This window comes from Pseudoalteromonas sp. S558, from assembly GCF_005886635.1.
GTDB classification, from domain to species: domain Bacteria; phylum Pseudomonadota; class Gammaproteobacteria; order Enterobacterales; family Alteromonadaceae; genus Pseudoalteromonas; species Pseudoalteromonas aliena.
The window spans coordinates 1-19,490 of the sequence record NZ_PNDU01000082.1; the positions used below are offsets into that span (position 1 = coordinate 1).

General features: G+C 39.0%; 13 protein-coding genes. 8 read left to right on the top strand and 5 right to left on the bottom strand.

The annotated features are described in order from the left end of the window. The first annotated feature begins 307 nt into the window (after positions 1–307). The 7 genes from CWB66_RS06685 (at position 308) to CWB66_RS06715 (ending at position 9,622) form a co-directional block, all read left to right on the top strand. Positions 308–1,573: an EAL and HDOD domain-containing protein gene (locus tag CWB66_RS06685; protein ID WP_138584764.1), complete on the top strand. Its 1,266-nt coding sequence runs from the start codon at positions 308–310 to the stop codon at positions 1,571–1,573. Between the two features lie 2 nt (positions 1,574–1,575). Beyond that, positions 1,576–2,190: a paraquat-inducible protein A gene (locus CWB66_RS06690; protein WP_138584765.1), complete on the top strand. Its 615-nt coding sequence runs from the start codon at positions 1,576–1,578 to the stop codon at positions 2,188–2,190. Positions 2,191–2,347: 157 nt separating this feature from the next. Then, positions 2,348–2,647 carry a hypothetical protein gene (locus CWB66_RS06695; protein ID WP_138584766.1) on the top strand — a complete coding sequence of 100 codons (300 nt, stop codon included), beginning with the start codon at positions 2,348–2,350 and terminating at the stop codon, positions 2,645–2,647. 257 nt (positions 2,648–2,904) lie between these two features. Then, positions 2,905–4,281 (top strand): TolC family protein, encoded by a 1,377-nt coding sequence (locus tag CWB66_RS06700; protein ID WP_138584767.1) that lies wholly within the window; start codon positions 2,905–2,907, stop codon positions 4,279–4,281. Then, entirely contained in the window at positions 4,271–5,836 is a 1,566-nt protein-coding gene (locus tag CWB66_RS06705) for an efflux RND transporter periplasmic adaptor subunit (protein ID WP_138584768.1), read from the top strand. The genes CWB66_RS06700 and CWB66_RS06705 overlap by 11 nt, the downstream gene beginning before the upstream one ends. Positions 5,837–5,844: 8 nt before the next feature. After that, the gene (locus CWB66_RS06710) at positions 5,845–8,964 is read left to right on the top strand and encodes an efflux RND transporter permease subunit (RefSeq protein WP_138584769.1); all 3,120 of its coding nucleotides are present in this window, start codon (positions 5,845–5,847) and stop codon (positions 8,962–8,964) included. A gap of 202 nt (positions 8,965–9,166) precedes the next feature. Continuing rightward, complete coding sequence (locus tag CWB66_RS06715; RefSeq protein WP_138584770.1) at positions 9,167–9,622, top strand: hypothetical protein; 456 nt, start codon at positions 9,167–9,169, stop codon at positions 9,620–9,622. Between the two features lie 240 nt (positions 9,623–9,862). Here CWB66_RS06715 and CWB66_RS06720 read toward each other — a convergent pair whose 3' ends face one another. From CWB66_RS06720 to elbB, 3 genes are all read right to left on the bottom strand, one after another. Then, positions 9,863–12,433, bottom strand: a complete 2,571-nt coding sequence (locus tag CWB66_RS06720) for a diguanylate cyclase domain-containing protein (RefSeq protein WP_138584771.1) — start codon at positions 12,431–12,433, stop codon at positions 9,863–9,865. Between the two features lie 165 nt (positions 12,434–12,598). Continuing rightward, entirely contained in the window at positions 12,599–12,994 is a 396-nt protein-coding gene (locus CWB66_RS06725; RefSeq protein WP_077536822.1) for a c-type cytochrome, read from the bottom strand. 227 nt (positions 12,995–13,221) lie between these two features. Beyond that, on the bottom strand, positions 13,222–13,869 hold the full coding sequence (gene elbB / locus CWB66_RS06730; RefSeq protein WP_077536823.1) for an isoprenoid biosynthesis glyoxalase ElbB: 648 nt from the start codon (positions 13,867–13,869) through the stop codon (positions 13,222–13,224). 524 nt (positions 13,870–14,393) lie between these two features. On the opposite strand from elbB, the gene polA reads away from it, so the two are divergent. Continuing rightward, positions 14,394–17,129, top strand: a complete 2,736-nt coding sequence (gene polA / locus CWB66_RS06735; protein WP_138584772.1) for a DNA polymerase I — start codon at positions 14,394–14,396, stop codon at positions 17,127–17,129. 45 nt (positions 17,130–17,174) lie between these two features. Here polA and CWB66_RS06740 read toward each other — a convergent pair whose 3' ends face one another. Beyond that, on the bottom strand, positions 17,175–17,975 hold the full coding sequence (locus CWB66_RS06740) for a lipase secretion chaperone (protein WP_138584773.1): 801 nt from the start codon (positions 17,973–17,975) through the stop codon (positions 17,175–17,177). Between the two features lie 3 nt (positions 17,976–17,978). Then, entirely contained in the window at positions 17,979–18,899 is a 921-nt protein-coding gene (locus CWB66_RS06745) for a lipase family alpha/beta hydrolase (RefSeq protein WP_138584774.1), read from the bottom strand. Positions 18,900–19,490 lie beyond the last annotated feature (591 nt).

The window sequence follows — 19,490 nt, forward strand, 5'->3', positions numbered from 1 at the left end:
AAAATTAAGCAGTAATACCAATTTTATTAAAAGCATGATCATTCTAGCGTATTAAATAACTCACTAACTACGTTAAAAATTATTTATATAGAACAACTATGTATCATAATTTTAGCCTTGTTATTGAGCTGTTTTCTTATCGCCATAATCGATCACTAATTTAATGCAATTGGTATTAATTAAAACCTCTTAATTGAGAAATTGTCATAGGGATTAAGATATTTTTACTATACTTTTAATATGTCATCTGTATTAAAGTGACTATATTGAGTGTTATTTGCAAATATGAACTTACAGGCTAAACCTATTGAAAGTGTCTAATACACCTAATTCAACTCCTTCTATAACGCAATATGTTGCTAGGCAGCCCATATTCAATATTGAAAAAGAACTTTTTGCATATGAGTTGTTATATAGAAACTCGCCAAATAACGCTTTTCCAGTGGGAACAAGTGATCAGCACGCCACCAGTCGTTTATTTTTTAATACACTTATGTTGGTGGGGCCTGAGAAACTTACCGCTCATCAACTGGCGTTTATAAACTTATCTACGGATGCATTGCTTGATGATTTTCCAAAATTATTAAATCCAGAAACCACCGTTATTGAAATAGTCGAACGTGCAGTAAATATTGCGGCGGTTGCTAATCGTGTGCGTGCACTTAAAAAAGACGGATATATTTTTGCGCTCGATGATTATGATGGTGATGCTAAGTGGGAGCCATTATTAGCGCTTGTTAGTTATATTAAAATAGAAGCAGATGAACCCATTATAAAAACGACTATATGGGTCAAAAAGCTTAAACGTAATTATCCACACTGTAAGATTATTGTTGAACGTATAGAAACGCACCAGCAATTTTTATTATTAAAAGCGGCTGGATGCGATTATTTTCAAGGGTTCTTTTTTTCTCAACCTGAAATGATTTCCTATAGTGGTGTCGATCCATCTAAAGCAAGTGTATTTGACTTATTGAAATCGGTTTCAAAAGCGTCTTTGTGCTTTGAAGAAATACACCAACGTGTGGCTAAAGATATAGGGATCACTACGCGCATATTAAAGTTGGCTAATGCACGTTCAGGTAACGCTAGTTTGGTCATTACTTCTATTTCACAAGCCGTAGTTTATTTAGGCGAAGATGTTATTCGTCAATTCGTTCGAGTGTTGGCTTTGAGTGATTTGGGTATTGATAAACCGACTGAGTTAACTAAATTTGCACTTGTGCGAGCAAGGCTTATGGAGCTAATTTTAAGTGAAAGTGATAAAGAGCTAGCTGAAAAAGCTTACTTGGTAGGCTTGTTTTCGATGCTGGATGCTATTTTGGATATAGAGTTAAAGGTTATAGTGGAAGAGTTTACACTCGATGAAAGCATTAGTGCTGCGCTATTAGTAGGTGCAGGCGCTTTGGGTGATTGTTTACTGCTGGTTAAAGCGATAGAAGGACAAGATTGGTCATTGGTTGATTCAGCACTTCAACAGATCAATTCACAACTTTCGATTGAGGAACTTTATAATTTTATTTTAGAGTCGATGCTTTATAGTGACGATGTGATAGAGGTTATGGTTGATTAAGTATGCGTAATTGGTTGTCTGTTTTAAGTATTATAATTGCGATAAGTTTATTGTTGCCAGGAATTACAAAGCCAGTATTAACAATAGAAGGTAGTATAGATAAATCAAAGCTAGCGCAAGCGGGTATTGAAATGCTGGCTGAAGAGGAGGATGGCCGTACTCGTAGTATGCTAATGATGTTTTCGAACATGTTAGGGCTTGATAAGTTAGAAGGTGAGATTAGCGCCTATAACAAAACACAAAGTATTTTAGGCACAGTTAAAGAGCTTGCTAATAACAATAATCTATTTGTAGCCGCTTTAGTGGGGTTGTTTTCTATTGTTATTCCAAGTTTGAAGCTATTATTACAATTGCTCTATTGTTGCCTGCCTTTGAATGGATTTAAGCAAAAGCTCGGTCTGGTTATTTGTGCATTAAGTAAGTGGAGCATGGTTGATGTATTTGTTATTGCATTAATAGTGACTTACTTAGCAGGTAACGCTCATGGTAAAAGTGGTGAGCTACTTGTTATGAATGCCCAATTTGGTGAAGGGTTTTGGTATTTTAGCGCGTATTGTATATTTGCAATTATCGCCAGTAACTTAATCAAAACACCCGATAAACCGCAATCTACATAATTAAAGTGTTTGTGGTTGCCGTTTGGTTACCTTACAATCATTTTGAAATTTATTAAAGGGCATAATGTTGCAACGTTTTTACTCTAGTTTACTCATGATAACTTTGCTACTCACTTTTGTGGGTCAGGCAGTTGCGTCTGTAGCTATGGTATGCGAAATGCCACATATGCCAACTAAAACAGCAATGCATGCCCAAATGCCAATGACACAAAGTAGTGATGCAACAGCTGTCGCTAGCATGTCTGGAAATATGATGCAGATGGATTGTTGCGACGACGAAAGTACGCCACAAAATGATTGTAAATGCCCTATGAGTGGCTGCGCAGCTAATTCAATGCTTAATGTTGATACTTTATTTAGCGTTACTTTACTTGAATCTGAAAAAGTAAATGTACGTGTATCTACTACACAAATTAATATACCTCGTTCACTCTACCGCCCTCCTATGTCTGCTTAATAGCAGGATAGGTGTAATATCTATTTTATTGAAAACATGCTCATTTTAGGAACTAAATACCTCTCTAACTGCGTTAAAAATTACTTATATAAAGCAACTATACTGCGTAATTTTTTCCTTGTTATAGAGCTATTTCCCTACCGCAATAATAGATCATTAATTCAATGCAATTGATATAAAAGGTTTTTGTAAAACTCTTAAACACCTTTTTTGCTTCCTAATTTAAGATTTTCTTTTATTTTTAGATGGAGCAGGTGATGAACCACGCTGTAAGTATTAAAGCCGTATTATGTAGTGTTGTGTTATTTAGCACAGCTGTTAATGCGCAAAACAATCAAAATAACCTAAATACCGAAATACTAAAGCAAACTAGTCATGAGCAAACGCTTAGCTTAACGCAAGCGCTTAATTATGCACTAACGCATGAGCCATGGCTAAAAGCGAGTGGCTACCAAGAAGATGCCGCAATAGCGCAAAGTATTGCCGCAGGCACCTTACCCGATCCTGTTTTAACGGTTGGCTTACTTAACTTACCTACTAATGGTTATGCGTTTGATCAAGAAGGGATGACGCAGCTTAAAGTTGATTTGAGCCAAAAGTTTAGCCGAGGGAATAGTTTAGCGCTCAAACAAAAGGCATTAGCTCAGTCTGCTCAACAATATCCTTGGCAGCGCGCCGATCGCCTAGCACAAGTAAAAGCAATTGTGATTGAGTCGTGGTTAAACGCGTATCGTGCTCAGCGAAGTATTGCTTTAATTGAGCAAGATAAAGGGCTATTTACTCAGCTTATTGAAATTACCGAAGCAAGCTACGCAAGTACCTTAGGTAAAACACGCCAGCAAGATATTATTCGTGCGCAATTAGAGCTCACTCGCCTTGAAGATAAGCTGGTTATGCTTGAGCAGCAATTTGAAAGTGCTAAAAACCGCTTAGCACAGTGGTTACCTATGAATATGCTTATGCAGCCTTTAAATACCGAGTTTACTAAAACCGCAGGGCTGGTTGATTTTGCGAGCCTTGAATTTGATAAACTAATACAGTTGCTTATGGCGCATCCCGCAATTATTGCGATAGATAAAACCGTAATGGCAAAGCAAACCGAAGTTGCGCTCGCTAAGCAAAGCTACAAACCTCAAATGGGCGTTAATGTGGGTTATGGTTACCGAGATGATACCCCGATGGGTGAGTCGCGAGCTGATTTACTCTCAGTAGGATTTAGTATTGATTTGCCATTGTTTACTGATAACAGACAAGATCAACAAGTTAAATCGGCTATTGCTAGTGCAGAAGCTACTAAAACACAAAAGCTGGTGGCGCTTCAAAAACTCAAAGGCATGTACTTTAAGGAGTTTAGTCAACTCGCTCGTTTGCAAAAACGCGATGCGCTTTATCAAAATACGTTATTACCGCAAATGTCAGAGCAATCTCAAGCAACACTAAATGCTTATACACGCGACGACGGGGATTTTTCTGACGTGATGCGTGCACGCATTAGTGAACTTAACGCCAAAATTGATGCACTGAATATTCAAGTAGATCAACATATTATTACCGCCCGCCTTAATTATTATGCAAGTAGCTTAGACCCCCAAGTAATGAGCGAGCAAACTGGAGAATTACACAATGAATACTAATTTAAAGTTACTTGTTGCCGCCTTAGTTGGCGCAGGCGCCTTTGGGTTAATAGGCGGCTTAGTAATGCAGTTTTTACCTAGCAACTCGGCAATGCATGAACAACAAAGCGCTGACAAACAGCCCTTATATTGGGTAGCCCCTATGGATCGTAATTACAGGCGTGACGCGCCAGGGCTGTCGCCAATGGGAATGGATTTAGTCCCTGTGTATGAAAACGATAGCAACGCTCAGGATGGACCAGGTGCTGTAACTATTTCGCCTGCAGTCATTAATAACTTGGGTGTAAGAACCGTCAAAGTAGAGCTTAAAACACTTCACAGCGATATAAATACTGTGGGGTATGTGCAATATAACCAAGACCAACTTATTCACATTCATCCGCGTGTAGAGGGCTGGATTGAAAGCTTATACGTTAAAGCGCAAGGTGCACAAGTTAAAGCAGGTGAGCCTTTATATACTTTGTACTCACCACAATTGGTGAATGCACAGGAAGAGTTTTTACTGGCGGTTAATCGTAATAATACCGTGTTAATTCGCGCTGCAAAGGCGCGTTTAGAGTCGTTAAATGTGTCTGATGGATTTATCGAGCGCTTACAAAAAAATAAAAAGATAATGCAAAATATTACTTTTTACGCAAAGCAAAGTGGTGTGGTAGATGAGCTAACAGTACGAGAAGGCTTTTACGTTAAACCAGGCACATCAATGATGAGTATTGCTCAGCTTGATGAAATTTGGGTAGAGGCAGAAGTGTTCGAGCGCCAATCAGAACAAGTGAGCGTTGGTTTACCTGTAACAATGACGCTTGATTACTTAAAAGGTCAAAAGTGGGAAGGTAAGGTTGATTATATTTACCCCGCGCTTGATGCTAAAAATAGGACTCTGCGTGTAAGGCTTAGGTTTGAAAATGCAGATCATCGGTTAAAACCAAATATGTTTGCACAAGTGAGCATTCACGCTAAAGCGAGTAAAGCGCAATTTACAGTCCCTAAAGAAGCGGTAATTCGCACGCAGCATCAAAACCGTGTGGTTATTGCATTAGGTGAGGGTCGTTTTAAATCGGTAGAAGTCGAAGTTGGGCAAATTAATAGTAATGAAGCGGTCATTTTGTCAGGTGTAATGACAGGTGACACGGTAGTGACCTCAGCGCAATTTTTAATTGATTCTGAGTCGAGTAAGAGCTCTGACTTTAAACGAATGGAAATGCCTAGTTCAGTTCTTAGCTCAGGTATTAGCTCAGGTATGAGCTCGGATTCTGGTTCAGGCTCGAATATGAACATGGATATGCAGCCACAAAGCGCCACGGTTAATGGCACTATTAATGCCATAGATACACAAAATCGCATTATTAATATTAGCCGAGAAGTCATTGAAAAATGGAATCGAGAACCCGCCACAATGGACTTTGTATTAGCGCCAGACATCGACATTACCAAGTTTGAAAATGCCCAGTATATTAATTTTACTTTTAGTATTATTAATGATGAATTTGTAATTACTAAAGCGCAAAACGCAGAGCCGATTGATCATTCTACTATGCAACACAGTTCTCACTAGGAGCCATTATGATAACTGCCATTATTCGCTGGTCTGTTGGCAATCGCTTTTTTGTGTTGTTGCTTACATTAATTTTACTGGGTGGAGGATTGTTTGCACTAAAAAATACGCCCGTGGATGCCTTGCCTGACTTATCTGATGTTCAGGTCATTATAAAAACCACTTACCCGGGGCAAGCGCCGCAAGTAGTGCAAGACCAAGTTACATTTCCGCTCACCACAGCAATGCTTTCTGTGCCGGGTGCGCAAACCGTAAGGGGTTTTTCGTTTTTTGGTGACTCGTACGTTTACGTTATTTTTGATGAAAAAACTGATTTGTATTGGGCGCGTAGCCGAGTACAAGAATACCTAAGCCAAGTAGCAAACCGATTACCCGATAGCGCTACGCCAGAGCTTGGCCCTGATGCAACAGGCGTAGGTTGGATTTACTTATACGCACTAGTTGATAAAACAAATAAACACGATATTAGTCAGCTACGAAGCTTACAGGATTGGTTTTTAAAGTTTGAGCTACAAACTGTGCCCGGTGTATCTGAAGTGGCTGCTGTTGGTGGCATGGTTAAGCAATACCAAGTCAATGTAGAGCCCGATAAATTACGCGCATATGGTATTCCACTTAGCCTTATTCAAACGGCGATTCAACAAGGCAACCAAGAGATGGGCGCCTCGGTAGTTGAAATGGCTGAAGCTGAATACATGGTAACAAGCACAGGCTACATTAAGAGTGTTGCCGACTTGGAAGCTATTCCGCTTGGTGTAAACGCTAATGGTACTGCGCTGCAATTGCGTGATGTAGCTGATATTCGAGTCGGACCGCAAATGCGCCGTGGTATTGCAGAGCTTAATGGCGAAGGCGAAGTAACCGGCGGCATTGTCATTATGCGCTATGGCGAAAATGCACAAAAAACCATTGAACTCGTAAAAGCAAAATTAGAATCGCTTAAAAAGGGATTACCAGAGGGCGTTGAAATTGTCCCAGTGTACGATCGCTCTAACTTAATAAATAACGCGGTTGATAACCTAACAAGTAAGTTAATTGAAGAGCTGATTGTAGTTGCCTTAGTGTGTGTGGTGTTTTTGTTTCATGTGCGCTCATCGCTGGTGGCGATTATTACGTTACCGCTTGGGATTTTAACGGCATTTATAATTATGTATTGGCAGGGGATTAACGCCAATATTATGTCTTTAGGAGGAATTGCAATAGCGATAGGCGCAATGACTGACGGTGCTATCGTCATGATTGAAAATATGCATAAACATATGGAAAAAACGCCCCTTACCAACGAAAACCGCTGGGAAGTTGTGGCTAAATCGGCGAGTGAAGTGGGTCCTGCATTATTTTTTAGTTTATTAATTATTACCGTCAGTTTTATGCCTGTATTTATTTTAGAAGCGCAAGAAGGGCGTATGTTTGCGCCACTGGCTTACACTAAAACCTATGCTATGGCTGCGTCTGCTGGGCTTGCGATTACCTTAGTGCCGGTATTAATGGGTTACTTTATTAGAGGTAAAGTTATTTCGGAGCAAAAAAATCCAGTTAACCGATTACTCGTCGCAGCGTATCGTCCACTCCTTAACTGGGTGCTTAAATTTCCAAAAATGACATTGGTACTCGCGGTGGTTGTTTCTGTTATTGGCTTTTACCCGGTAAATAAAATAGGCAGTGAATTTATTCCGCCACTCGATGAGGGCGATTTAATGTATATGCCCACAACGTATCCTGGTTTATCGGTAGGTAAAGCACGCGAAATACTACAGCAAACCGACAAGTTAATTGCCACAGTACCTGAGGTTAAAACAGTATTTGGTAAAGTTGGGCGAGCAGAAACTGCAACAGATCCTGCGCCGCTTACAATGATAGAGACGTTTATTCAGTTAAAACCAAAAGACGAATGGCGCGAGGGCATGACGCTTGAAAAACTTAAAAAAGAACTCGACGGTTTGGTTAAGTTTCCGGGGTTGACGAATGCGTGGGTAATGCCAATTAAAACACGTATTGATATGCTCGCAACCGGTATTAAAACTCCCGTGGGCATTAAAGTTGCGGGACCAAAGTTGAGTGAAATTCAAAAAATTGGTCAGCAAATAGAAGTGCTTTTAAAAGATGTTCAAGGCACCGCATCGGTTTACTCAGAGCGAGTAGCCGGTGGACGTTATATAAAAGTAGATATAAATCGTGAAAAAGCCGCGCGTTATAGCTTAAACATTAGCGACGTACAGCAAGTTGTATCTACTGCAATAGGTGGCACAAACGTAACTCAAACCGTAGAAGGGCAAGAGCGCTACCCAGTTAATTTGCGTTACCCGCAAGCATACCGAGACTCGCCAGAAGAGTTAATGTTGTTACCTATTGTAACGCCTACTGGGCAGCGTATAGCACTTGGTGATGTAGCCGATGTATTTATTGAAGATGGACCGCCTGGTATAAAAAGCGAAAATGCACGTTTAAACGGTTGGAGTTTTATTGATATAGATGGCGTTGATATTGGTACTTACGTTGAGCACGCTCAGCAAGTGCTGGATAAAGACCTAATACTACCTGCTGGCTACTCAATTACGTGGGCTGGGCAGTATGAATACATGCAGCGCGCTAAAGAAAAACTGACTTATGTATTACCACTTACATTAGCGATTATTATTGTATTGCTTTACCTTAATTTTAGAAGCTTTGCTGAGGTCACTATTATTATGGCTACGTTGCCACTGGCAATGATTGGTGGCGTATGGCTAATGTATTTAGAGGGCTTTAACTTTTCAGTTGCAGTAGGTGTAGGCTTTATTGCCTTAGCTGGGGTAGCGGTAGAAATTGGGGTCATTATGTTGGTGTATTTAAACCAAGCCTATCAAGAAAAGTGCCTCGAAGCAGAGCAAGCCGAAAAACCGCTTAGCTTAGTGCAATTACAGCAAGCTATTATTGAAGGAGCAGGGCTTCGAGTACGCCCGGTTATGATGACTGTCGCGACAATTATTATCGGTTTATTACCTGTACTTTATGGCACGGGTACCGGAAGCGAAGTAATGAGTCGAATAGCAGCACCTATGGTTGGCGGTATGGGCAGTGCAATTGTACTCACCTTACTTGTTATTCCTGCGGTTTACCTACTGTGGCGCAAACAAGGACTTAAATAATATAAAGCAACAAGACGATAGAGCAGTGCTGTGCGGTTACTACCCACGCATTGCTCTATAAAAATTACTTATAATTTGTAAGTTGTACTGTTAAATTCCTAATTATTCTTTATTTTGAAATTAACCTCATGTTTTTAAATAGCTTTTTAATTGGCACGTTTTACGCAACATTGTACTTCAGTCAACTAAATAAGGAATGCACATGCAAGTTAAAACGATTAAAGAGGTATACGATTGGACCATTTTGTTTCATACACAAATGGCGGCTAATTTCTATGCCGTAAAGGATTTACTCGATGAACATAATGCAATGCTGGTGGACTATTACTTAAATTACGAAAAAAAACTGGCTGAAGATTTAGTTGGGTTTAAGGCGATAACCGAAATAAATACGCTCGATACGTACTGTTATGAATACTTTGCTAAAAACCCTGAGCTAATTACTTTTGAAGATATTAGTAAAGATCAGCAATTTGATGAGAAAGTTATTCAAGGCTATTTAGCACAGCAGCATCAAAAAGTGATTGAGTTGTACGAATACTTACTTGAACGCGCTAAAACAGATAACGGCCAAGAAAAATTACAGCAAATATTAGAGCTTGAAAAACAAGGCGTAAAGCAAATGATGCAAAGCACTAATCGTCATATGGACATGTAATACCAATTTTGTTAAAAAATAAGCATTCAAGCGTATTAAATAACTCACTAACATTTATATGTCGACTGCATGGATGCAGGAGGCTGAGCAAAGCAATGCAGCGAGCAATTGCCGAGAACAACTATATGCCATAATTTTAGCCTTGTTATTGAGCTATTTTTCTTATCGCTATAATAGCTCACTAATTTAATGTAATTTTATAAATTATGTAACTGTGGGCGCTTTGCGTGATGCTGGGATTTAGTTTTTTATTGATTCTAGATTTGAGTCTAAAAGTTGTTTTTTATTAGCAAGAGAGTGCTGCTTCCCAACAAAAAAATTTAATCCGTGTTTGTCTAATAGTGCTCTGAAATTTAGTATAGATGGACCTTTAGCAATTACTTTCATTTTTTTTAGTTGAGTAATTGCTAGTACTCCTTGAAGTTGGAAATCGTAACTTTGTTGTTGCAATACGCGCTTACTAAACGTTGAACTTAACAATAGGTAATCAAAGTTAACATCAGTCAATAAATTAAGCTCACACCTATCTTTGGCGAAGTTATTCAGCCCAATTGAGTAACCAAGTAGCGAAAGCTTCTTAAGATTTTCGAGCTGTGTGGCACATGCTTGGCGAATTTCTTGCTCATCGAATAGTAGGCAAAGTTGGCTTTGACCTTGCTGCTTACCAAGCACCTCGGTAAATAAAGTAAATTCATGTAATCCTAGCAATAGACATGAACACGGTACTAATGCCATTTTTATATTCGCATTTACGGCTTTAGTGAAGGCGCGTTGTAGTAGCTGCAACTCCACTTGTACGTGTTGTTCTGGATCGACTGCAAACTTTTTTAAAATATCAAAACTAGTAAAACCAAGTATTGGGTGCTCCCCAAATGCTTCAAATAATGATTCTGATTGATGTTGTTCATTTAAGGTAATTATTTCTGAGCTTCTAAAGCTCATAGGTAATGCGTCAAGATGATGAAGAGTTTGTTGTTCTTGCTCTGGCACAGACTGGGTTAATAAAGGGTGAAATAACTCGTATCGGTTTTTCCCAGAATTTTTGGCGTAGTACATAGCAGCATCAGCATCACGGATAATTTCGTCGGTGTGTATATAATCGAGTCTCGAGTAAGTTATACCAATACTCGCACCACTTTTTAAAGAGGTGTCTTTTAAGCTAAATGGCATTTTCATTAAATCGATAATACGATTAGCAACATCTTCTGCCTGCTGTGGCTCGGTTAGGTGGGTTAGCAAAATAACAAACTCATCTCCACCTAAGCGCGCTAATAAATCGTGCTCACGTATACATTGCGAAAATAACTCACCAACATTTATTAAAAATTGATCACCTGCTTGATGTCCTAGTTGGTCGTTTATGTCTTTAAATTTATCTAAATCAATGAACAACACGGCAAAATGGTGTTCAGGGAAACGTTGATAGTGCTGTAATGTTTTTTCAAGTTGAGTTAAAAACAAACTGCGGTTAGGTAGACTGGTAAGCGAGTCATGATGCGCATCATGATAAAGTTGCTGCTCTATTTTCTTTCGCTCATCTATTTGCATTTGTAAGTGTAAGTTTGTTTGGCGCAACTCTTTGGTTTTTTCGTTTACTCTAGACTCTAATTCATGGTGGCTTTTTTTAAGAGCTTGATTAGCAAGCTTTGTTTGCAATACAGCTGCAATTTGGTGAGAGACGAAGGTTATTAGTTCGCAATCATCTTGGCTAAAAATATGTTTATTATTGTAAGCCTGACAAACAATGAGGCCAATCACGCCTTGTGATGTTTTAAGTGGAGATCCTAACCAACTGGTGGCTTTTTGTTCTTTTTGTACCGACTGGCTACGTTGTACCGTACCACTTTCTAATAACTCTTTAGCTCGACAAGGGTGTATAAGTTGAGTTTCTTCAGTACTAATTACCAGTTCGCTGTAACCTTTCGAAAAGCGTCTTGGTAATGTGTTTTCTTTAAATTCATCGACACAGTAAGGAAAGTTTATCCAACCGGATTCTTTATCATAAAGCGCAATATATAAATTTTCAGCGTAGGTAATTGTTTTTATTATTTCGTGTATTTTGAAGTAAGCATCATTAATATTTTTAGCTTGAGTCGCCAGCTCTGATATCTTAAATAAGATTTGCTGGCGTTGCAGGGCATGTTTACGTTGCTCAATTTCAACGTTGAGCGCGTCGTTACTATGCGTTAATGCACGGGTTCTTATTTTAACTTCAGACTCAAGAAGCTCGCGTTTTTTTACACGCTCTATAGCCGTAGCTAAATAAAGTGACATAACCTCAAGTAGCTGTATTTGTTGTGAACTATATGTTTGCTGCGTATCGTAGCTTTGCGCTGCTAACACACCAATAATATTTCTTTCTTGGTAAACAGGTACTCCTACCCAATGTTCTGCAGGCGTTCCCATTGCTTTAAATAGACCTTTATCCGCTGCCTCTTGCATTTGCTGTTTGGTAAAGTGAGTTGTTTTACCTTGCTTAAATACGTATCCAGTTACCCCTTTATCAAAACAATTAGGTTGATTAAGCGCAACGGCAATTGCGTCTTTTTCATCTGAAAAATAAGAAAGCTCTAACGATTGGCTGTGTTGATCTAATAACACGACATAAAAACTTTTACTGGGAACGTACTTTTGCAAAATATCGTGAATGGCGGGATAGAGTAAGGTTAGCTCGGCAACAGTGCTTGCTTGCTCTGATAATTGGATAAGAGCATTTTGTAAATGATGCGATTGCTTGTATTTTTCTAATAGCGTTTTAAGACGTTTATTTTGATACGCTAATTTACAATGCGCTGAGCGTTTATCTTCCAATGATGTAACCGGCTATTTTTATTGTATAGTTATTAGCCTTATACTTTCATTTTTAGCGTTCATCGTCAAGTTGATATTATCGTAAAGTAGTCGCTAAAAGTGCTAAATTAGGCATTAAAAAAGGCTTACCTGTTGGTAAACCTTTTTATTTTAAAAACATTTTGTTTATTTAGATGACATAAAATCGATAGCTGCGCTAATTTCATCATCAGAACAATCCATACATGTACCTTTAGGAGGCATTGCGTTGAATCCGTTAAGTGCGTGATCGAGTAAAATATCTTTACCTTTGGCTATACGTGGAGCCCAATCGTCAGCTGATTTTGGTGCACCTAATGCGCCTGTGCCATGACATGCAAAACAAGAGCTTTGATATACTTGTTCGCCAGAACGAGGGCCTGTAGGTACGGCAGCTGCAGCGGCTTTATCACCTTCAAGATATACAGCACCAATTGGCGCGAGACGTTTTTTAATTGCATCTTCAGTCATAGAGTTATCATATGGCTGTGCGTATGCGGTGGTTGCTAGCAATAATAATGCTGCAGCTGTTAATTTTTTCATTTTGCTTTGCCCACTTCGATTTGAACGTGATCAATCACGATATAGATGACGGAAATTGAACCGATTATAACTCTCTGGCGCAATTTATAAAATGCTAAGAGATGTTTTTATTAATAAAACTGAATACTTTTTGCGTTAACGCAATAAATTTAATAATTTTTGCTTTTTGTTTAGCAATAAAATAAACGTAGTTAATTATAAACAAGTAAACGATCTTAAGATCAAAGTTAGTTTATAGCCAATACGCTACTAACAAGCTTTTCGATCCCAGCATCTGCGTCAAGAATAGTTTGAGCCAACATATAAGCAGGTGTAGTCACTAGCTTGTTCGATTGATCAATAACGACATCATCAACCTCGCAGTTAATATGTGTTGCGCCCAATGAATTAAGTGCGTGTGCAGTATCAGGATCGTTGCCAATAGTAAGTTGAGCATTGTTGTAAATAAAAGGGATCAAAGCCGGTGCAATACACATATAACCGGCAGGTTTTTTTGCTTGAGCAAATGCTTTACAAGCATTAAGTACGTCATTATTAATAGAGGCCTGTATGCCTTTAACGGCAAAGTCGCATAAGTTTTTCGCAGCGCCAAAACCACCTGGAACAATTAGCGCATCAAACTGAGTAATATCTAGCTCAATCAGTGATTTGACCTCACCTCGCGCAATGCGAGCAGCTTCTGTTAATACATTTCGTTTATCAGTCATTACTTCACCGGTTAAATGATTAATAGTGTGAAGTTGTTCGATATCCGGTGCAAAACATTGATAAGTAGCGCCATTTTTAGCTATGTGTAATAAGGTTAAAATTGCTTCATTAATTTCACTACCATCGTATACGCCACACCCTGCTAATATTACAGCTACGTTTTTCATGCTTTTGTGCTCCTTAATTGAATTTTCTAGGTGTATAGTTTGAAGTTTAACATGGACGAAATTTTTCGTTTAAATAAAGTTTTAGTATAAAAAACGTTCGCTAAGTAAGTTGTCGCGCGGTATATGCTATTCGCTAGTGATACTCTATGAAAAAAAGTATAAAGGATCGCTATGATCTTTGATCCATTATGCTAGAATACTCCTCCGGTTATTCAAATGGATAGGAATAATCAAAGTGAGTAACAACATAAACGGTTATTAAAAAACCTTTTTCCACATTGGTTTAAAATAATAAAAAAAGAACCTCGTATTATCTTTTTTAAACAAAAACAAGCAGTTAAAGTATTTTCTAGGCATTTTAAAATGCTTTGGAAGAATAGCTTGTGGCTGTTATCTACACACTTATCCACAGCTTGCTCTAGTTTTAATAACACGATAAGCAGTAATTCACTGTCGTTTTATTTACTACCTTGTGGCATGCTTATAATTACCTTAATTTTTTGCATTTAGGATCCAAATTCACCATGGCTCAGATCCCCGAAAACCCACTTATTTTAGTTGATGGCTCGTCATATTTATTTCGTGCTTATCATTCTCCGCCGCATTTAACTAATTCTAAAGGTGAGGCTACGGGCGCTATTTATGGCGTGATCAACATGCTTAAAAGCTTGATCAGACAATATGATCCCTCACATATGGTGGTTATATTTGACGCTAAAGGTAAAACGTTCCGTAACGATATGTATAGCGAGTATAAGGCAAATCGTCCGCCTATGCCGGATGACTTACGCACTCAAATAGCACCGATACACAGTATTATTAAAGCGATGGGCTTTCCGCTAATTAGTATTGAAGGCGTTGAAGCTGATGATGTTATCGGCACATTTGCACGTATAGCATCAGAGCAAAAGCGCCATGTACTCGTCTCTACTGGCGATAAAGACATGGCGCAGCTTGTTAATGAACACGTTACGCTAATAAACACGATGACCGACAGTATTTCAGATCCCGTCACCGTGGTTGAAAAGTTTGGTGTAGGCCCTGAACTTATTATTGATTACTTAGCATTAATGGGTGATAAGGTCGATAATATTCCGGGTGTTGAAGGTTGTGGTCCAAAAACGGCGGTTAAATGGTTAGAAAAATATGGCTCTCTTCAAGGTGTAATGGATCATGCGAGTGAGATTAAAGGTAAAATAGGTGAAAAGTTAGCAATTGCTCTTGATCATCTGCCTTTAAGCTACGAACTTGCGACAATTAAGTGTGATGTTGAAGTTGAATCTGATCTTGATACATTCAAACTTCAAGAGCCTAACAAAGACGAATTAATTGCATTATATGGTGAGTGCGAATTCCGTCGTTGGTTAGCTGAGTTACTTGATAATCCTAAATATGCTGAAACACATTTAGCTGTGCCTACCGAAGCCAATGAATTACCAAAAGTAGAAGACGCTCATTACGAAACGATTTTGACGCAAGCGCAGTTTGATACATTAATAGATCAATTAAATAGTGCTGAGTTATTTGCGTTTGATACTGAAACAACCAGCCTCGATTACATGAAAGCGCAATTGGTGGGTATGAGCTTTGCCGTAAAAGCGGGTGAAGCTGCTTATTTGCCGGTAGCGCATGACTACCCGGGTGCGCCTGAGCAACTAAGTCTTGAATTTGTAATGCAAAAATTGGGTCCAATTTTGGCAGATGCAAACAAAGCTAAAGTAGGGCAAAACCTTAAATACGATAAAAGCGTATTAGCTAATGCAGGTTTTGCGCTAAATGGCATTAAGTTTGACACTATGCTTGAGTCGTACGTATTCAATAGTGTGGGCACGCGCCACGACATGGACTCGCTAGCTCTTAAATACCTCGGCCATAAAAATATTAGCTTTGAAGATATTGCTGGTAAAGGTAAAAAGCAGCTTACCTTTAATCAAATTGAACTTGAAAAAGCAGCGCCATATGCTGCAGAAGATGCCGATATTACTTTGCGCCTACATGAGGTGCTTTGGCCAAAAATAGCGGCAGATGAAAAACTAAAATCTGTATTCGAAGATATCGAAATGCCACTTGTTAGCGTGATTTCTGATATTGAACGCACCGGTGTTGCAATCGATAGCAACATGCTTGCAGCGCATAGCCAGCGCTTAGGTGAGCGTTTAATTGAGCTTGAAAAAGAAGCGTTTGAAATAGCAGGCGAACCATTTAACTTAAGTTCTCCAAAGCAACTACAAGTATTGTTGTTTGAAAAACTTGAGCTGCCTATTATCAAAAAAACGCCTAAAGGTGCACCTTCTACCGCAGAAGAAGTATTGCAAGAGCTTGCCCATGATTATCCGCTACCTAAAGTAATTATAGAGCACCGTGGTTTATCAAAGCTTAAATCAACGTACACCGATAAATTACCATTAATGGTGAATGAGAAAACCCAGCGTGTGCATACCTCTTATCATCAGGCCGTAACAGCCACGGGGCGTTTAAGCTCAACTGATCCTAATTTACAAAATATTCCAATTCGATCAGAAGAAGGACGCCGTATTCGTGAAGCGTTTATAGCCGCAGATGGTTACAAAATTGTCGCAGCCGATTACAGTCAAATTGAGCTGCGTATTATGGCGCATCTTTCACAAGACAAAGGTCTATTAAGTGCATTTGCCAACGGCTTAGATGTACATAGTGCAACTGCCGCTGAAGTATTTGGTGTTGAGCTTGGTGATGTAACTACCGATATGCGCCGTAAGGCTAAAGCAGTAAACTTTGGCTTAATTTATGGTATGTCTGCATTTGGTTTAGCGCGTCAATTAGATGTACCGCGTCATGAGGCGCAGCATTACATAGATAAATATTTTGAGCGCTTTCCTGGTGTGCTTGAATATATGGAAACAACACGCGAGAAAGCAGCTGAAAATGGCTACGTTGAAACAATATTTGGCCGTCGCTTGCATTTACCAGAAATAAACGCACGTAATGGTGCGCGCAGAAAAGGAGCCGAACGTGCTGCTATAAACGCACCAATGCAGGGTACTGCCGCCGATATTATTAAAAAGGCAATGCTGAGCGTTAACCGCTGGGTACACGAACAAGCGCCAAATACAATTAAGCTGCTTATGCAAGTGCACGATGAATTAGTATTTGAAATCAAAACAGACTGCGCGGCACAATACACAAAACATATTTGTGAACTTATGTCACAAGCCGCTGCACTTGATGTGCCGCTCATAGTTGAAGCTGATGAAGGTGACAACTGGGAGCAGGCTCATTAATTGATTTTAAGCTATAAATAACGCGGCTAATTGCCGCGTTATTTTTTATGGGTTAATTGCCAAAAATCGTCGTTTTTGGTTTGTTGTCAAATGCTCATCAAGTAAAGCTGTGATCATGTGTTGAGCTTGTTGCCCAGTGTATTGCTTATTTAATTGATCAATTTGAGTTACTAATTGTAAGTTTAGGCTCTGCCATTGCAGGCGTTGTTGTTGCAAGGTAATTAAGCGTGTTGCGGCAGCATCACCAAACTCTCCTGCGAGCTGGTTATAATCCTGACTAATAAGTGCTTGTTCAAGTTCATTATTTAATGCGTTTAACTGCTTGCTTGGTTTTAGCGCTTGAGTAAGGTGTTCAGGTAATGCTCCCTCAAGGTTTGCTAATAATTGTTGTTTTAACTCATCATTAATATGGCGATCTTGATTGATCTCCAGTTTAGCAATGGTATAGCGTTGCCACTGATTATCATCATCAAATAGTAGCGCAATCTCATCGTCGTTAAAGTATTGGCTTTGAACCGTAAGCATCTCTTTTAATTGTTCCGATAGCGATAAACCGTTTAGCGAATTTTGTAGTTCAGCAATGGCTTCTTTAAAGCTTAAATAACGGGCAAATAAAGCCGCGTGTTTTTTACATTGCTGTATTTGCGTGCAGGCTTGCTGTGTTTGCGTAATGCTAAAATTATCGTGTTCTTGCTCAGCTAGAATAATGTGGTCAAACATATCATCAACAGCCGTTGGAATGTTCACATCTGGCGGAAGAGCCTGCTTGTTAGGCTGAAAGATAAAATAACTAATAACAAGGGCCGTGATAATAAACACAAGCCCTACAAAGTATGAACGACACATTATTTACAAACCCATGTTTTTTAAACGGTTTGCGTGCTGGCGATAAACGCTAAGTGGATCGGTTTCAAAAATATGATGAAAGCCAATCATCTGATTTACTTCATCAAGATGATTCATTTTGTAGTTGTCTTTTAAAACATAGCCAAGGTGGCTACTACAACGTGAGACTAATCCATCATCATCCCCAAGAATGAGTAATGACGTAATCGCTAATGGTGCATCTGAGGGATCAAAAACATTAGTGAGTGTGCGTGTGCCACTCCATGAAAAGTAATAAACGCCATTGCTTGCTTGCATTGGACCTTGGTCGCACTGAGATGCGGGTAAACCTTCAGGGTATTTCTGATTAAACGCAAGTGCACCTTTCGTGGTTAAGCTCTCAAGTGCTCCAACAGCATTTTGTGGTAATCCATTATTACCTGATAGTAGTCCGATTAATCCACCAAAGGCATTAAATGCAGCTTTTGCAACGCCTTCAAGTTTTGAACCAGGAATGAGTCCTTGACGAACAATATCAGCAACAGGGCTTCCAAAATTTACGCCACCGACACTGGTTGCCGAAGCAATAATATCAGGACGAACAGAAGCGGCATAACGGATACTTTGCGCGCCTTGGCTATGACCAATTAGATTAACTTTAGACGCGCCCGTTAATGCCAATATTTGTTCGACTTGTTGCAGTAATTGTTCACCTCGCTGCTCTGAGCTATTTACAGAAGAGACAGAAGTAACATAAACGCGAGCGCCATCTTTACTTAGATTTGTTGGAATACGATAGAAGTAATCAATACCTAAGATGTCGTCAAACCCCATTATTCCATGAGCTAAAACGATTGGATATTTAGTTTGCGTATAGCCTGCATTTGCTGCAAAGCTTAAAATAAACAGTAAACTACAAATAGATAGAAGAAATATTTTTTTCATAAATGGTACTCTTTTGTGTGTGTTTTATAACGTCATTAAACTGCTATTAGCAATTTTATTTGTGTGTTTTTTATTCAGCTTGTTACTAATAGAACAAATAATTAACATTTTAGTAATGTTAATTTTAAGTTAAATTAAAATGCAATTTGTAGGATTAGTTATATGTTTATCAATTCTTTCAATTCATCCCTTTATTTAGTTTATTTCTCAAGCCTAGTTTGTTAAAGTGCCGCCCGTCCTATCCTGTAGGACATCCTGTTGATGATGCATCTGAAAAGGTGCAACAAATTGATAGCTTCTCCCCAGTTTGCTATATCGGCCTACCAACGTGTTTGTTGGGCCGTTTTTTGTTTTATCCCCCTTACATTGATCTACTTATTATTTATCCAAAACTCCGCTTGTATACCCAATTTAAATCGATCATAGCTGCACCTTAAAGCCGCCTTTTTAAATAAAGTCGTAATGAAATATCGAATCCGATATTTTAGTGTGGTTTGGGTAAACATCGGGTGATACCATCAAACAAGGGTCTATTTAACCTAAACTCTAGGGTCTGTTGATCTTTCAAGATTAAATTTGCAGCAGTCTGTT

Bases quoted from the DNA above. Each gene is read 5' to 3' on its own strand.
- CWB66_RS06690 (WP_138584765.1), top strand. From the start codon at position 1,576: ATGCGTAATTGGTTGTCTGTTTTAAGTATTATAATTGCGATAAGTTTA.
- CWB66_RS06695 (WP_138584766.1), top strand. From the start codon at position 2,348: ATGCCACATATGCCAACTAAAACAGCAATGCATGCCCAAATGCCAATG.
- CWB66_RS06700 (WP_138584767.1), top strand. From the start codon at position 2,905: ATGAACCACGCTGTAAGTATTAAAGCCGTATTATGTAGTGTTGTGTTA.
- CWB66_RS06705 (WP_138584768.1), top strand. From the start codon at position 4,271: ATGAATACTAATTTAAAGTTACTTGTTGCCGCCTTAGTTGGCGCAGGC.
- CWB66_RS06710 (WP_138584769.1), top strand. From the start codon at position 5,845: ATGATAACTGCCATTATTCGCTGGTCTGTTGGCAATCGCTTTTTTGTG.
- CWB66_RS06715 (WP_138584770.1), top strand. From the start codon at position 9,167: ATGCAAGTTAAAACGATTAAAGAGGTATACGATTGGACCATTTTGTTT.
- CWB66_RS06725 (WP_077536822.1), bottom strand. From the start codon at position 12,994: ATGAAAAAATTAACAGCTGCAGCATTATTATTGCTAGCAACCACCGCA.
- elbB (WP_077536823.1), bottom strand. From the start codon at position 13,869: ATGAAAAACGTAGCTGTAATATTAGCAGGGTGTGGCGTATACGATGGT.
- polA (WP_138584772.1), top strand. From the start codon at position 14,394: ATGGCTCAGATCCCCGAAAACCCACTTATTTTAGTTGATGGCTCGTCA.
- CWB66_RS06740 (WP_138584773.1), bottom strand. From the start codon at position 17,975: ATGTGTCGTTCATACTTTGTAGGGCTTGTGTTTATTATCACGGCCCTT.
- CWB66_RS06745 (WP_138584774.1), bottom strand. From the start codon at position 18,899: ATGAAAAAAATATTTCTTCTATCTATTTGTAGTTTACTGTTTATTTTA.